The organism is Halomonas sp. ML-15, assembly GCF_014779595.1.
GTDB lineage: Bacteria > Pseudomonadota > Gammaproteobacteria > Pseudomonadales > Halomonadaceae > Franzmannia.
This window is the reverse complement of the sequence record NZ_JACXZT010000010.1, coordinates 1-14,694: the sequence shown is the minus strand read 5'-3', so window position 1 is coordinate 14,694 and position 14,694 is coordinate 1. Positions and strand designations below refer to the sequence as shown.

15 protein-coding genes are annotated in these 14,694 nt (G+C 62.5%); 8 read left to right on the top strand and 7 right to left on the bottom strand.

What is annotated here, in order from left to right:
- Positions 1–15: 15 nt before the first annotated feature.
- The 6 genes from IEI94_RS07085 to IEI94_RS07060 all read right to left on the bottom strand — a co-directional run bounded on the left by IEI94_RS07085 (position 16) and on the right by IEI94_RS07060 (position 5,307).
- The gene (locus tag IEI94_RS07085) at positions 16–1,125 is read right to left on the bottom strand and encodes an ABC transporter ATP-binding protein (RefSeq protein ID WP_318153370.1); all 1,110 of its coding nucleotides are present in this window, start codon (positions 1,123–1,125) and stop codon (positions 16–18) included.
- Positions 1,118–1,786 carry a molybdate ABC transporter permease subunit gene (gene modB / locus IEI94_RS07080; RefSeq protein ID WP_191166907.1) on the bottom strand — a complete coding sequence of 223 codons (669 nt, stop codon included), beginning with the start codon at positions 1,784–1,786 and terminating at the stop codon, positions 1,118–1,120. Before modB ends, IEI94_RS07085 begins: the two co-directional genes overlap by 8 nt.
- Positions 1,786–2,586: a molybdate ABC transporter substrate-binding protein gene (gene modA, locus IEI94_RS07075; protein WP_191166616.1), complete on the bottom strand. Its 801-nt coding sequence runs from the start codon at positions 2,584–2,586 to the stop codon at positions 1,786–1,788. The genes modB and modA overlap by 1 nt, the downstream gene beginning before the upstream one ends.
- A gap of 90 nt (positions 2,587–2,676) precedes the next feature.
- Positions 2,677–4,077: a uracil-xanthine permease family protein gene (locus IEI94_RS07070; RefSeq protein WP_191166615.1), complete on the bottom strand. Its 1,401-nt coding sequence runs from the start codon at positions 4,075–4,077 to the stop codon at positions 2,677–2,679.
- Between the two features lie 233 nt (positions 4,078–4,310).
- Positions 4,311–4,679 (bottom strand): phasin family protein, encoded by a 369-nt coding sequence (locus IEI94_RS07065; RefSeq protein WP_191166614.1) that lies wholly within the window; start codon positions 4,677–4,679, stop codon positions 4,311–4,313.
- Between the two features lie 103 nt (positions 4,680–4,782).
- Positions 4,783–5,307, bottom strand: coding sequence for a gamma carbonic anhydrase family protein (locus IEI94_RS07060; RefSeq protein WP_191166613.1), 525 nt, complete (start codon positions 5,305–5,307; stop codon positions 4,783–4,785).
- Between the two features lie 167 nt (positions 5,308–5,474).
- On the opposite strand from IEI94_RS07060, the gene IEI94_RS07055 reads away from it, so the two are divergent.
- Genes IEI94_RS07055 through IEI94_RS07045 form a run of 3 tightly spaced genes read left to right on the top strand, consistent with a single transcriptional unit; the run spans position 5,475 to position 8,179 of the window.
- Positions 5,475–6,524 carry a substrate-binding domain-containing protein gene (locus IEI94_RS07055; protein ID WP_191166612.1) on the top strand — a complete coding sequence of 350 codons (1,050 nt, stop codon included), beginning with the start codon at positions 5,475–5,477 and terminating at the stop codon, positions 6,522–6,524.
- Between the two features lie 3 nt (positions 6,525–6,527).
- Entirely contained in the window at positions 6,528–7,511 is a 984-nt protein-coding gene (locus tag IEI94_RS07050) for a sugar kinase (protein ID WP_191166611.1), read from the top strand.
- Positions 7,508–8,179 (top strand): HAD-IA family hydrolase, encoded by a 672-nt coding sequence (locus tag IEI94_RS07045; protein ID WP_191166610.1) that lies wholly within the window; start codon positions 7,508–7,510, stop codon positions 8,177–8,179. The genes IEI94_RS07050 and IEI94_RS07045 overlap by 4 nt, the downstream gene beginning before the upstream one ends.
- Positions 8,180–8,190: 11 nt before the next feature.
- On the opposite strand, the gene IEI94_RS07040 is transcribed toward IEI94_RS07045, so the two are convergent.
- Positions 8,191–9,408: an amino acid deaminase gene (locus IEI94_RS07040; protein WP_191166609.1), complete on the bottom strand. Its 1,218-nt coding sequence runs from the start codon at positions 9,406–9,408 to the stop codon at positions 8,191–8,193.
- A gap of 93 nt (positions 9,409–9,501) precedes the next feature.
- On the opposite strand from IEI94_RS07040, the gene IEI94_RS07035 reads away from it, so the two are divergent.
- The 5 genes from IEI94_RS07035 to IEI94_RS07015 form a co-directional block, all read left to right on the top strand.
- On the top strand, positions 9,502–9,966 hold the full coding sequence (locus IEI94_RS07035) for a hypothetical protein (protein WP_224749986.1): 465 nt from the start codon (positions 9,502–9,504) through the stop codon (positions 9,964–9,966).
- A 372-nt stretch (positions 9,967–10,338) separates the two neighbouring features.
- Positions 10,339–10,857 carry an Hcp family type VI secretion system effector gene (locus tag IEI94_RS07030; RefSeq protein ID WP_191166608.1) on the top strand — a complete coding sequence of 173 codons (519 nt, stop codon included), beginning with the start codon at positions 10,339–10,341 and terminating at the stop codon, positions 10,855–10,857.
- Between the two features lie 105 nt (positions 10,858–10,962).
- Entirely contained in the window at positions 10,963–11,448 is a 486-nt protein-coding gene (locus IEI94_RS07025; protein WP_191166607.1) for a DUF805 domain-containing protein, read from the top strand.
- Positions 11,449–11,754: 306 nt separating this feature from the next.
- A complete protein-coding gene (locus tag IEI94_RS07020; protein ID WP_191166606.1) occupies positions 11,755–12,588 on the top strand; it encodes a hypothetical protein in 834 nt (277 codons plus the stop codon).
- A 384-nt stretch (positions 12,589–12,972) separates the two neighbouring features.
- Positions 12,973–14,694: type VI secretion system tip protein VgrG (locus IEI94_RS07015; RefSeq protein ID WP_191166605.1), on the top strand; the 1,722-nt coding region annotated here is incomplete at its 3' end.

The following is a 14,694-nucleotide window of genomic DNA, read 5'->3' as shown; positions in this document are numbered from 1 at the left end:
TCGTTCAGGGTTGCCCTACATGATATGTATGCCGCTGGCCAACAGCGACACGCTGACCTCTTCACCGCGCGCCAGTCCATTACGCCGTGCCGCGTGGGTGGCGATCTCGAAACGCAGGCTGTCGCGGGTATGGGCGAATGTCAGCGTAATCTGCGCGATGCCGCCAAGCACGACCATCTCGCTGACCGTGCCGCACACGGGGTTTTCGCGCTCACCGCGCGAGGGACGCTGGCGACGATGCAGCACCACGTCCGAAGGAGGAATATACCAGTCAACCTCTGCGCGACTCTCAACGCTTGCCGGCAGCGCTGCATCGAGTCGGTAGGGGCCCCACTGCAGGTAGACGTCGCCACTGTCATCGCGCATCGCCCGACCGCTGAAGACGTTGTGCTTGTCGAGTAGACGCGCCACCAGGGGTGAGACCGGGCGGCGAAACAGCGTCTCGGCAGGACCGCTCTGCAAGGTGTCGCCGCTGTGGAGCACGCAGAGCCGATCGGCCAGCGCCGCGGCCTCTTCCAGGTCGTGGGTGACCAGCAGGATCGGGATGTCGATCATCTCACGCAGCTGGGCGAGTTCGCGCTGCAGGCGCCGTCGGGTCACCTGATCCACCGCCGAGAAAGGCTCATCGAGCAGCAGTACCCGCGGCTCACGGGCCAGCGCCCGGGCCACCGCCACCCGCTGGCGCTGACCGCCGGAGAGCGCCGCCGGATAGCGCCCTTCGAGCCCCTCGAGCCGTACCTGCGCCAGCCAGCGTGCGGCTCGAGGAGCGCGCTCGGCCCGCGGCACATGGTTCATCGCCGCCATCACGTTGGCTTGGGCGGTGAGGTGGGGGAATAACGCATAGTCCTGGAACACCAGACCAATGCGCCGCCGCTGGGGGGGCAGGCAGATGCCGCCAGCGGCATCGAACCAGGTCTCGCCGGCACAGCGGATATGTCCACCACTGGGCCGGTAGAGCCCGGCGATCGCCCTCAGCAAGGTGGTCTTGCCACCACCGGAGGGCCCCACCAACGCCAGCAGCTCTCCCGGCGCGCAGCAGAAATCGGCGTTCAGCGGAATCGGGCCCGGCTGCTGCAGCCGGACCTCGAGGCCTTGCGTCGTCAACGGATGATGAGACTCAGACACGCAGCCCCCTGCCACGACGGGCCAGACCGTAGACCACGCCAATGGTCACGAAGGAGACCGCCAGCAGGATCGCCGACATGATGCCTGCCCCGGCTTCATCGAAGGCCTGCACGCGGTCGTAGATGGAGATCGCCAGGGTGCGGGTCTCACCGTCGATAGAACCGCCGACCATCAGGATCACCCCAAATTCGCCGAGGGTGTGAGCAAAGGTCAGCGCCAGCGCCGAGACCAGCCCCGGCCAGACCAGCGGCAGCTCGATACGGGTGAAGGTCTGCCACGGCGAGAGGCCACAGCACCAGGCCGCTTCACGGACATTGTTCGGCACCCCCTCGAAGGCGCGCTGGATCGGCTGCACGGCAAACGGCAGATTGACGACCAGCGAGGCGAGGAGGATACCGCTGAAGGTGAAGTTGAGGCCGCTGCCGGTGACCCGCTGCCACAGCGCGCCGAACGGCGCATCGACCCCGAACGACAGCATCAGGTAGAACCCCAGCACGGTAGGCGGCATCACTAGCGGCAGCGCCACGGCTGCTTCGCACAGCGCCTTGCCGCGAAACTGGCGGGTGGCAAGGGTGCGCCCCAGCCACAGCCCGACCGGCATCAGCAACAGGCAGGTAAACAGCGCAAGCTGCAGCGAGACGCCTAATGCTTGCCAGTCCATCAAGGCGTGGGGGCCTCAGTCGGCACACTGAAGCCGTAATCGGCAAGAATCTGGCGCGCCTCGTCCTCCTGCAGATAGGCGTAGAAGGCCCGGGCGGTGTCGCCGGCGCCCTTGACCAGCGCCATGCGCTGGTGAAGCGGCGCATGCCACTCCTCGGGGATCAGCACGTAGTCGGAGCGTGCCGCCAGCGACGGCGCCAGGGCCAGCGAGTAGGCCACCAGGCCACCGCGGGCATCGCCACCCAGGGCGAACTGGGCCGCCTGGGAGACGTTCTCCCCGAGCACCTTGAGCGGCTGCATCTCGTGCCACAGGCCGGCATGCTCCAGCGCCTGCTGGGCGGCCACGCCATAGGGCGCATGCTCCGGGTTGGCCAGGGCGATGCGCGGTCGCCCCTCCCCCGCCTGCAGGCTAGCCACCGCGGCTTCCACTGCCGCCAGTGGCGCCGCCTCGCTGGGCAGGTCATCGCGACCGGCAGGCTGCATCCACACCAACCTCCCCACTGCGTAGCGCACCCCCGCATCGACGGTGTGCCCCTCGGCGTGCAGCGCTTCAACGTAGGCCTCATCGGCGGAGAGGTAAAGCTCGAAGGGCGCGCCCTGGGCAATCTGGCGCCTGAAGTTGCCGGACGAGCCAAAGTTCAAGCGCAGCGCCTGGCCGGTCTCATCGGTGAAGCGATCCGCCACCTCGTGGAGGGCAAACTGCAGGTCAGAGGCAGCGGCCACCGTTGGTGCAGCGGCGTGGCCCAGACCGGGCAACCAGGCCAGCAACACCAACGCAATTCCCTGCCGAATCCCCCGCATGTCGTATCCTCGTGGTCCATGATGATTGCCTGGATTGTCGGCGATGCATCTCGCCAAGGCAAAGGCTGCATCGCGGCCATCTGACGCAGATCAGACACTGCGCTGGCTGACCGTAGCGTCCTCCCTGCCTCTCTGCTCGGCATTCATCTTGGCCGCCATGGCCTCGCGCTCGGCGGCCTCATCGGCCAGGCTGCGCTTGGGCAGTAGCAGGTTGAGCGTGAACGCCACCAGCGCCGCCACCACGATCGGCGAGCCACCCAGTACCAGTTGCAGCATCGACGGGAAGTACTCGATGGCCTCGGGGACCGCATAGATGCCCATGCTCAGGGCCAGCGCCAGGCTGACAATGGTCATGTTACGGGCCGAGAGCTCATCCTTGGTGATCAATTGGATACCGGTCATGGTGATCATGCCGAATACCGTGATGGTCGCGCCGCCGAGCACCGGGTAGGGGATCGTGGTCATGACCGCGCCAAACTTGGGTACCAGGCCGGCGATCAGCATGAACAGTGCGGCCAGCGCCAGCACGTAGCGGCTGATCACCTTGGTCATGGCCACGATCCCTACGTTCTGGCTGTAGGACGAGGTGGGCATGGCGCCGAACAGTGAGCCCAAGGCGGTGGTCGCACCGTTACCCATCAGCCCACCGAACAGCTCGCGGGTACTCGGCTCGCGGTTCATGCCACCCACCGACGTCGCTGACAGGTCACCAATGGTCTGTACCGAATTGACCACGCAGATGATCACCACCGACAGGATCGCCGCTGCGTGGAACTCCAGTTCGAAGGGCATCAACCTGGGAGCGTTGAACCAGGTCGCCTCGACCACCGGGCTGAAGTCGACGCGACCCAACGCCAGCGCCAACAGGTAACCCACGCCGATGCCGCAGATGATCGCCGCGAGCTTCAGAAAACCCCGTGCAAACTGCGACACCACCAGTACCACCAGCAGTGTCGCCACGGCGATCAACCAGTTGAGCGGGTCGCCGTAGTCGTTCTGGCCGACGCCACCGGCCATGTAGTTGACGGCGATATCGTAGAGTGACAAACCGATGACCAGCACCACCGTGCCCGCTACCACCGGTGGAAACAGGTGGCGAATGCGGGTAATGAACAGCCCGACCACGATCATCGCTACGCCGCCGATGATCTGGGCACCGAGAATACCGCCGATGCCATACTGGGCGCCGACAGCGACAAGCGTGGGCACATAGGCGAAGCCGACACCGAAGATGGTCGGCAGACGCGCGCCCAGCTTGCCGATGCCGTAGAGCTGTACCAGCGTCGACAACGCCGAGGCAATCAGGGAAATCTGAATCAGCGTCATCTGCTCGGCGTGGCTGCCACCAACGGCGCCGACCACGATGATCGGTACCGTCACCGTACCCATGATCATCGCCAGGATGTGCTGGAGGGAGAGCGGCAGCGCCTTGGCCAGCGGCGGCCTGCCATGAAAATCGAAGACCGATTGGCTGTGTTGTGGTGTGCTCATCTAAGGACTCATCTGTTTTTATGTATACAATACGCCCCAATCATCTTACCCCACAGGGAGAGAATTTTGGTAGACACTTTATGTATACAAAAAACGACCATAAGACCCATCACCGGTCTTATGTAAAGAACGTCGAGCATCCCCGCGTGCTGGCGAGCTCCCAATAAAAAAAAGCCGCCACCCTATCGGGTGGCGGCTTTCTCAGCGCAGTGCCTTGCGGCACGCGTTGGGCGTTACTTGGCGGCCTTGCTGGCAGCCTTGGACGCGGTCTGGATATTCTCTTCAGCCAGTTTCTGGCCTTTCTGAACGAAGTCCTGATTCAGAGCGACAACCTTCTCTGCATCGCCCTTGACGCGCTCAGACAGCTCTTTAGCGACCTTCTGCTGGCCTTCGACATAGGTACGCAGACCTTCAGCGTCCTTGATGTCGAGCATGGCGCGTGCCTGGCTCATGCTGACGTCGCTGTATGCCTTGACCGCTTCATACTGAGTGTTCAGCAGCTTCTCGGCGTAGTCGATGGACAGGGCAGCGTAAGCGCGTGCCGGGCCGAAAAACATGGATTCGAATTGCTGAGTCGCTTGATCAATGTTTGCGTTGCTCATGGGACACCTCCTAAGGTTTCTGGGGCGAAGGCTTTTTGTCCTTCGTTGCAGTGCAACATAGCAAAGCTTTTTGTGCAGTGCAACATTGATCGCGATATTTTCCTCAATCGATGCGCTCCAGAGTGTCGCGATGCACCCGCCCCCGCTCGACGTACTTGTCGGCGCCTTTCTGCATGGCGGCGATGGCCTCGTCGGTCAGGGTCTTCACCACCCGGGCCGGCGCGCCGAGGATCAGCGAGTTGTCGGGGAACTCCTTGCCTTCGGTGACCACCGCCCCGGCGCCGACCAGACAGTTCTTGCCGATCTTGGCGCCGTTGAGCACCACCGCCTGAATCCCGATCAGCGCACCGTCACCGACGCTGCAGCCGTGCAGCATCGCCTGGTGGCCCACGGTGACGCGCTTGCCCACCGTCAGCGGATAACCGGGATCGGTATGCAGCACCGCCCCCTCCTGCACGTTACTGCCCTCGCCGATCTCGATCAGCTCATTGTCACCGCGCAGCACCGCCTGGTACCACACGCTGCTGCCCTTGTGCAGCGCTACCCGCCCCATCACATCCGCGGTCTGGGCCACGTAGCTCTCGGCGTGCACCTCGGGGGTCATGCCATCGTAGCGATAGATCGCCATCTCGTTTCTCCTATAGGGGACTCAGCCTTTGACACCCCATTGATACCGCATCAGAGACGGTCGCGGCCATAGCGCCTTGGTGGTGGGTGGCTCGGTGGGGTTTGCCGCCTATTCGAGCAAGGGCTACTATGGGAACGTTACCATTTCTCTCCAGGATCTCTTAGTGCATGGCTGATGACGCCGCTCGGCACCCCACTCTGCATGATGTCGCCAAGGCAGCGGGCGCCTCCAAAACCAGCGTGTCGCGCTACTTTGGCGACGAGCGCGAGAGGCTGTCATCGGCGCTCCAGGCGCGTATTGCCACTGCGGCCGCACAGCTGGGGTTTTCACCCAACCGAATGGCTCGCGGCCTCAAGGGCGGTCATTCGCAACTGATCGGCATGCTGGTGGCCGATATCCGCAATCCCTTCTCGGTCGCCGTCATGCACGGCGTCGAGCAGGCTTGCCGCCAGCGCGGCTACTCGCTGATGCTGTGCAATACCGATAACGACCCCGCCCAGGAACGCGCGCATCTCGAGCTGCTCAGCGCTTACCGGGTCGAGGGCCTTGTGATCAACCCGACTGGCAGCAGTCTGCCGGCGCTGGACGCACTCGCCGCCCAGAACACCCCCACGGTGCTGCTCGACCGCCGCCTCGACCACGCCCATCGCGATATGGTGGGTCTCGACAATGTCCTGGCGATCGATATGGCGCTCGATCACCTCGCCGCGCAGGGCTACGCAGAGATCTTCTATCTCAGCGAGCCCGCGGCGCAGGTCAGCTCCCGCCAGCAGCGTCTGGCGAGGTTCCAAGCCGGTGTGGCGCAGCGGGGCCTCCACGGCGATACCCACTGCCACTCCCCGGAGGAGTCCGACGCCTCCCTGCGCGATGCGCTGAACGCTTTCTTGCAGCGCCCAGCCACAGCGCCCAAGGCCGTGCTGTGTGCCAACGGCAATATGACCCTGGCCGCGACCCGGATCTTGCAGGCCTTGGAGGTCCGCCTCGGCAGTACGGGATTGATGGGGATCGATGAGCTCGACTGGTGCGCTCTGATCGAGCCCGGTATCACGACCCTTGCCCAACCCACCCGGGCCATCGGTCACTCAGCGGTGGAGTGCCTGTTGCAGCGTCAGGCAACGCCAACCCGAGCCATCGCCGATATTCAGCACCCCCCTACCCTGATAGCGCGTGGGTCGACCAGGCCGCATCCAACCGCCAATCTATTCGGAGACAGCTAGCATATGCCCAACCAGCACGCCCCCGAGATCCTCACCTTCGGTGAGGCCATGACCATGTTCGTCGCCGAGACGCCGGGACCTCTGGCCGATGTCGAGCATTTCCAGCGCAGGATCGCCGGCGCCGACACCAATGTGGCCATTGGCCTGGCCAGGCTCGGCTTTCACGTCGCCTGGCTGAGCCGCGTCGGCGCCGATGGCTTCGGCGAGTTTATTCGCCAGACCCTGGAGCGGGAGGGGCTCGACTGCCGCTACCTGACCGCCGACCCGGCCCACCCTACCGGGCTGCTGTTCAAGGAGCGCGCCGCGGGTGGCCAGGACCCCAAGGTCAGCTACTTCCGTCGCGGCAGCGCCGCCAGCCAGCTGTCATGCGCCGATGCCGACCACCTCGACCTCAGCGCCCTCAAGCATCTGCATGCCACCGGCATCCCGCCGGCGCTGTCGGCCAGCGCTCGGGAGCTCTCCCTGCATCTGCTGCAGCAGGCGCGGGCAGCCGGGGCGAGCATCTCCTTCGACCCCAACCTGCGCCCCAGCCTTTGGCGCAGTGAAGAGGAAATGCGCGACACCCTCAATCAGTTGGCCAGCCTGGCCGACTGGGTCCTGCCCGGGCTCGCCGAGGGGCGTCTGCTGAGCGGACGAGACTCCCCCGAGGCGATCGCCGACTTCTATCTCGAGCGAGGGGCCAAGGCGGTTGTCATCAAACTGGGCCCCGAAGGGGGGTACTATCGCGGCACCTTGGGCGGCCGCGAGGAGAGCTTCAGCGTGCCGGGCTTCCCAGTGACGGACGTGGTCGATACCGTAGGGGCCGGCGACGCCTTTGCGGTTGGCGTGATCAGCGCCCTGCTCGACGGTGACCACCCTCGCCAAGCCATTCAGCGCGGCAATCTGCTCGGCGCCGAGGCGGTCAAAGTCATCGGCGACATGGAAGGACTCCCCGACCGCCAACGGCTCAAGGCACTCACCGCCACTTTTCCGGAGATATTTGCATGACCACCCCGCTCTGCCTGCTGTTCGACTCCGATGGCACCCTGGTCGACAGCGAGATCCTGCTCGCCGAGGTGATGGCCGAGGTGCTGCCGCGTTGCGGGCTGCCCTTCTCGGCGCGTCAATATATGGAGGAGTTTCGCGGCGTGCGTTTCCTGACCATCGTGCTCGAGCTCGAAAGCCGCCACGCCGCGATCGGCGAGGCGCGTCGTCAGCAGCTGGAGCAAGAGATGCGCGCGCTGATGGAGCGGCGCATGCGCGCGGAGCTAATGCCCATCGCCGGTATGCCCGAGGCCCTGGACAGCCTCGCTGCCCACCCCAAGGCGGTGGTCTCCAACGGCCCCGAGGCCAAGATTCGCTGCGCCATGCAGAGCGTCGGCTTTACTCACCACTTCGGTGAGCGGCTGTTCAGCGCCTACACCCTCGAGGTGTGGAAGCCGGACCCGGGCCTCTTTCTGCAGGCCGCCGCGGCCATGGACCAAGCGCCCCAGCGCTGTGTGGTGATCGACGATGCTGCGGTGGGGGTCGCCGCCGGCCTGGCCGCCGGCATGCAGGTGATCCACCTCAACCACTTCCCCGACACGGAAGCCACCCCGCACGGCGCTATCGCCATCCACCACGCTCGCGAGCTGCCGGCGGTGGTGGCCCGACTCGAAGCAAGCGCAACCGCTTAGCGGCCCAGGCGTTAGAAATAGGTCGCCAGGCTTTCCCGGACCTCCAGTGCGTCATTTACCAGCAGCAGCTGGCGCCACTTGTCGAAGGTCAGGCAGGGGTGGGAGGTGCCGAAGGCGATCACATCGCCGACGGCGATCTTCGCCTCCGGGGGAATCGCCAGGAACAGATGCTGATCCATGATATGGGTGGCATGCCAGCCGCTGATGTCGACCGGCGTCGTGGCCGCCACCGGGTCCGAGACCAGCGGATAGAGCCGCAGCGGCAGCGGCAGGTCCGGCTCATGGCCGATATCACGCTTGCCCAGGGCGATGATGGCCAGCCCCGGCTCGGGCAGCGACTGCACATGGACGAAGACCTCGAGCGCCGGCCGCAACTCGCTCTCTAGGTGGGGGTGGCGCGCCTTCACATCGGCCATGGCGCCGGCATAGAGCTTGTGGTCGTGCACCACATAACAGCCAGGCCTCAGCACCGGTGTGTAGTGCTCGCGCAGCTCCGCCTTGTCGAAGGCCGCGGCGATCAGATCGAACCACTTGGAGCCGGACGCGGTCACGATCGGCGCCTCGCTCTCGAGCACGCCGCTGGCGTGCAGTAAGCGCACGGTCTCGACCAGCCGTTCGCCATAGGCGCGCACCGCGGCGACCTCGTCATTGCCGGCGATCATCCCCTCGTAGCCCTCGATACCGACCAGCGCCAAGGCCGGCTGCTCGGCGATCGCCGACACCAGCGCCTCGACCTGGGCGCTATCGCGGCAGCCGCAGCGCCCCCCGGGCACGCCCAACTCGATCAGCACCTGGAGGCGGATGCCGCGCTCGGCGAAGAAACGCCCCAGCTGACGTACGTTCTCGGCGCTATCCACGATGCAGTAATAGTCAGCGCCGCCCTCGATCAGCTCGGCGACGATGCCCATATTGGCCTCGCCGATCAGCTGATTGGCCATCAGCAGCCGACGCATTCCATGGGCGAAGGCGGCCCGACACTGGGGTGCCGTGGCCAGGGTGATTCCCCAGGCGCCGGCCTCGATCTGGCGCCGAAACAGCGCTGGGGCCATGGTGGTCTTGCCGTGGGGCGCCAGCCGCGCCCCATGGGCCTCGGCGAAGCGCTGCATCCAGGCGATGTTGTGCTCGAGCGGCGCATCGAAGACCACTGCCGCCGGCAGACTGACGCCGCTCAGTAGCTCGGGGCCGGTCTCGATACCCCCCTTATCGCGACACCTCTCCGCGTCACTCATGACTCGCTCTCCTGTGGCCGATGCCCACCCATGTTAGCTACTTTCACAAAACATTGACTGGCAGATATCGACCTGACGACGGCCCGTATTCTCGTGGTACTGGGCTTCGGTATCTATTGCGTGATCGGCGGCTACTTCGCCATGGTATGGACCGATACCATCGGCCTGGCACTGGCGTTCGCCCTGACCTCGGACAATGTGATCGACTACATCACCCGCATGATCTCCACCATCATGGCCGGTCTATTGGCCTGCGCCCTGCTCGGCCGCTTCTGGCCTCGCTACAACTGGCAGGGCGCCGTGGCCACGCTGGTCAGCGCCTCATCCACGTCACTGGTCATCATCGCCAACGCCGACTGGAACGCCTATTGGGGCAACCCCAGCATTCCCGCAGTGTTGACCGCCCTGTCCGTCGGCGTAGCCGTCAGCCTGCTGACTCCCGCGCCACGCACCACGCCGCAGCAGGCCCTGGCCATCCTCGATGAGGAGCGCCGGCGCATGGAGCAGATGCCCGATGCGGCAATGACGGCGGGGCAGGTCAACGCCACCGGCCGCTGACCGACCGAGCATCGGTAATGGAACGAGCCCAGTACCGCTAGCTCCACCCCGCGCTAACGTGTATTACCACTCTAGCGACGGGCGTGATGGATTAGGAAAGCGCACATCATTTAAAGGTGAATTAATTTAAATTAGGCAATTTCTTGCCCGCTGGGCAACTTCTTGCTCGCCCTGGGCAAGAAGTTGCCCAAATATACTTAGCCTCGTCTCTCCGAAAAGTCGTATATCACTGATATGCAATCGCTTTCCCTTGATTGGCATGCCGCCTGCTCTATATGGGGCGTCCACCGGACGTTTTCTCATTTTTCCGTCAATCAAGTGCTGAACAAATTGGCGAACGCCATTTGTACAGTGCTTAGCAGGAGCAGACTCATGCCAACACCTTGTTATATCAGCATCGAAGGCCAGACCCAGGGCAACATCACCGCCGGTGCCTTCACCCCCGACTCCGTCGGCAACATCTACGTGGAAGGCCACGAAGACGAAATGCTGGTCCAAGAGTTCAAGCATATCGTTACTGTGCCGACTGACCCGCAGTCTGGTCAGCCTTCCGGCCAGCGCGCCCACAAGCCGTTCATCTTCACCGTGGCCCTCAACAAGGCCGTGCCGCTGATGTACAACGCCCTGGCCTCCGGTGAAATGCTGCCCAAGGTCGAGCTGAAGTGGTACCGCACCTCGGTGGAAGGCAAGCAGGAGCACTTCTTCACCACCAGCCTGACCGACGCCACCATCGTCGACATCAACCTGCGCATGCCCCACGCCCAGGATGCCAACAGCGCTGAGTTCACTCAGCTGATGGACGTCTCACTCTCCTACCGCAAGATCGATTGGGAGCACACCGTGGCCGGCACCTCAGGTTCCGACGACTGGCGCGCCCCGTCCGAAGCCTGATTGTCTCGTCCTCGCCCCTGCCCGACCGCTCGCCGGGCGGGGGCATGTGTCAGGTGAATACTGTCACTGTACAAACATACGATTGCGACCAAGACAGGGAAGGCTATGCCACACTCCACTTCAACCACTTCTATTCCCCCTGGCAACTGCCAAGATGATGTCTACGCACCCAAGTTCTTCCAAGGTAGCGGCAGGTTAGGTCGTGTCCGCTTCTTGCTCTACATGATAGCCGTGACTTTGGCTCCCGCACTCCTGACACTTCTGGCCATTCGCGTATGGGCTACGCCGGGCAATGCTGGAATCGTTATTTTACTATCTTTTATAGTCATGCTTTCCGGTGCACTATGCATTGTCTTCACGATTATCATTAGCATCCGCCGCCTAAACGATTTTAACGCTAAAGATTGGTGGATATTGACATCGTTCATTCCTTTGATTGGAATAGTTTTGACACTAGCAATGCTCTTCGTTCCGGGCACGCCAGGGCCTAACGGTTATGGTGCGCCGCCCGCGCCTGACAGTGATACTGTAAAGATTTTATGTGCACTCGGCTTGATTATCTTTTTCATAGCTTTATTGACTGGGATTTAGGCAACAAACACAAACTCTTTTTATTATTGACTAACAAGCTACACATCAGGCCTATACTTGCAAACCATCGATAACAATTTACGCCAGCGTTTACCGATACGCCTTGTCAGCCTTCGTCCACATCAGCCGACGCCTCCCATATGGATTTAGCCATTATGAAGCCTCGAACTTAGCGTTAACAACCAAAATATCAAGGTCAATCGGATCGCTTCACCATAAGCTTTTAAAATGGCAATGAACAAGACCGAGAAATGTATTTTATTGAGCAGACAGAATGTGAATATACCAAGCGTCGGAATGAGGATCATGATCAAGACCAAAGCGATGAAGATGACAATGCTATTCGCGCTGCTGACTTCTGTCATTACCGGATGTGATCAGCACCTGGACGTCAGCTTTACTCGTCCAGTGGAAGACAGGACACTTGCAATTGCACAGGTGGAAGAGGTGCTTGCGGAGAATGGCTATGCTTTCACCCTGGATTGGAGCAGGAATGGAAACCTGAGGATCAATTTCGATGAAGAACTCCCTGAAGGAGAGAGGCGCGTTTCCATAGCAAAATTCATGAAAGAAAAATTGGCAACTACCGACCGTCCGAGGCTTGAAATAATAGATCAGTATTCTGGAGGCACCATATTAAGCCTCGTGCAACGGCCCGAGAGTAGAGAGTCCGATGACCGTACAGAAGCTTTATTGGACTGGAGGAACGCGGAAGCGGGACTATTTAAAATGACAGACATGCATTACCACCTTAGTTCTGGACAAAGAATAGAGGTTGAAAAAATATGCGGAGTCAAGGTGGACGTGTCTTTTCAAAGCTTCAGCGATCTGATTGCAAGCATTGTCGAGCGCGACCTGAATCAGCGCGGCTCAACCTTATCCGCAAGGAACTTTGATGGCGACTTCATTCATCGCTTTTTTGTTGTCCCACCCAAAACCATATATCTGGCCACCAGCATAGTCGGCAGTACATTGCGCTCTATTCCGGATGAGGCCAGCTCCCCTTTACTAAGCGAACAGGTCAGCACACAAGAAGCATGCCTTTCTCAGATTAATGATCGCACAGAGAGTGACCTGCATGGACTCCTACCTAATCGAGCAGCGCACAACAATATCAAAGACATCCGGCCAAGGTGGTAAGTGTATGTATAGCAAGCTCATTACTGAAGACGACAAAGGGTATAAGTCCCCACCTCCAATTTCCCGCCACAACTGGCTACTAGGCTTTGTACTAAAAGTCGGCAAATAAAGGATCGAGCTCGCGTTCGAGTTCACGGGGTATACATGAGCATTCTGATAGGACTCGCGCACGAGCCGATTCTTAATGCCAAATGATTGAGCGTAGGATGTTTTCGTGCAAAACCTGATGCCAGGGCTCGTTGAGAGCTCTGGCATCAACGCATGTAAGCGATTGCCCATATATCACGTCAGCGATCTACCACAGTGATGCAGGATCGCTTGCGTGCTGCTCGGTGAGCGGTAACCTCCCGGGTGGCGCTGCTGTTCACTTGCCTGGAGGGACCCATGGCCCACGCCACCGGACTGCAATTCACCCTGGCCCTGGCCAGCGACGACAGCCTCGACCTGGCGGTGATCGACTTCACCCTCGAGGAGTCGCTCTCGGCGCCGTTTCGCCTCGAGGTCGAGTTCGCCAGCCGCGCGTCGGACCTCTCCCCCGAGGCCTTCCTCGACCGTGAGCTGACCCTTACCGTGTGGCAGGATGGCGAACCGCTGCGCCGGGTGCACGGCATCGCCGCCGAATTCAGCCGCGGCGACCGCGGCCATCGCCGCACCTTCTACTCGCTGGTGATCCGTCCGGCGCTATGGCGCCTCTCGCTGCGCCACAACTCGCGCATCTTCCAGAACGTCTCGCCGCTGACCATCATCAATACCCTGTGCGAGGAGCGCGGCATCACCGACGTCGCCTTCGCCGTTACCCGCGAGCCGGAAGCGCGGGAGTACTGCGTGCAGTACCGGGAGACCGACCTGGCCTTTATCCAGCGCCTGGCCGCCGAAGAGGGGCTGTTCTACTTTCACGAGTTCGAGGACGACGTTGGCGGTGCCCACCGCCTGATCTTCGCCGACGACCCGCAGATGCTCACCGCGCTGGGCGAGCGCAGCTACCACAGCCGCGCCGGCGGCAGCGCCCCGACCCGCCATGTGCGTCGGCTCAAACACGTCGCCCGGGTCGCCCCGGCCAGCGCCACCCTCAAGGACTACTCCTTCAAGCAGCCCGCGTATGCCCCACTGCATGAACATGTGGCCGGGGACCTAGAGGAACATGCGCAAAGAGACGACTACGAGCACTACGACTACCCCGGGCGCTACAAGCAGGACGCCTCCGGCGAGCCCTTCACCAAGATCCGCCTCGAAGCGCTGCGCCACGACGCCCTGACCGCGGAAGCCAACAGCGACCTCCCCGAGCTCGCCCCCGGCAGCCGCTTTACCCTCAGCGACCACGACGCCGACAGCCTCAACCGCGACTGGCAGGTGGTGCGGATCACCCACCGCGGCGAACAGCCCCAGGCCCTGGAAGAGGATGGTGTCACGCAGAGTGATGCCAATGGCATGACTCGATACCATAATGACGTCGTCCTTACCCCCGGCGACACCGCCTGGCGCCCCGAGCCGACCCCCAAACCGAGAGTGGACGGCCCACAGGTCGCCTTCGTGGTCGGCCCCGAGGGCGAAGAGATCCACTGCGACGAGCACGGCCGGGTCAAGGTGCAGTTTCCCTGGGACCGCTACGCCGAGCCCGATGACACCGCCAGCGCCTGGATCCGCGTCGCCCAGGGCTGGGCCGGCGGCGGCTACGGTAGCATCGCCATCCCGCGGATCGGCCACGAAATTATCGTCAGCTTTCTGGAGGGCGATCCGGATCAGCCGCTGATCACCGGGCGCACCTACCACGCGGTCAACACGCCGCCTTACGAACTTCCGGCGCACAAGACGCGCACCGTGATCCGCACCCAGAGCCACCAGGGCGAGGGCTTCAACGAGCTGCGCTTCGAAGACCAGGCCGACCAGGAGCAGATCTGGCTGCACGCCCAGAAGGACCTGGAGCTGCTCACCAATAACGACCGCACCGAAGAGATCGGCAACGACAGCCATCTCATGGTTCACCACGACCGCATCAGCGAGATCGACAGCGACGACCACCACAGCGTCCACGGCCAGCGCCATGAGCACACCGAGGGCAGCCAGCACCTGATCGTCCAGGGCACGCTGCACGTGAAGGCCGGCCAG

Coding starts and splice junctions, on each gene's coding strand:
- IEI94_RS07065 (WP_191166614.1), bottom strand. CDS start 4,679: ATGAGCAACGCAAACATTGATCAAGCGACTCAGCAATTCGAATCCATG.
- IEI94_RS07045 (WP_191166610.1), top strand. CDS start 7,508: ATGACCACCCCGCTCTGCCTGCTGTTCGACTCCGATGGCACCCTGGTC.
- modA (WP_191166616.1), bottom strand. CDS start 2,586: ATGCGGGGGATTCGGCAGGGAATTGCGTTGGTGTTGCTGGCCTGGTTG.
- modB (WP_191166907.1), bottom strand. CDS start 1,786: ATGGACTGGCAAGCATTAGGCGTCTCGCTGCAGCTTGCGCTGTTTACC.
- IEI94_RS07020 (WP_191166606.1), top strand. CDS start 11,755: ATGATCAAGACCAAAGCGATGAAGATGACAATGCTATTCGCGCTGCTG.
- IEI94_RS07060 (WP_191166613.1), bottom strand. CDS start 5,307: ATGGCGATCTATCGCTACGATGGCATGACCCCCGAGGTGCACGCCGAG.
- IEI94_RS07030 (WP_191166608.1), top strand. CDS start 10,339: ATGCCAACACCTTGTTATATCAGCATCGAAGGCCAGACCCAGGGCAAC.
- IEI94_RS07070 (WP_191166615.1), bottom strand. CDS start 4,077: ATGAGCACACCACAACACAGCCAATCGGTCTTCGATTTTCATGGCAGG.
- IEI94_RS07055 (WP_191166612.1), top strand. CDS start 5,475: ATGGCTGATGACGCCGCTCGGCACCCCACTCTGCATGATGTCGCCAAG.
- IEI94_RS07025 (WP_191166607.1), top strand. CDS start 10,963: ATGCCACACTCCACTTCAACCACTTCTATTCCCCCTGGCAACTGCCAA.
- IEI94_RS07040 (WP_191166609.1), bottom strand. CDS start 9,408: ATGAGTGACGCGGAGAGGTGTCGCGATAAGGGGGGTATCGAGACCGGC.
- IEI94_RS07050 (WP_191166611.1), top strand. CDS start 6,528: ATGCCCAACCAGCACGCCCCCGAGATCCTCACCTTCGGTGAGGCCATG.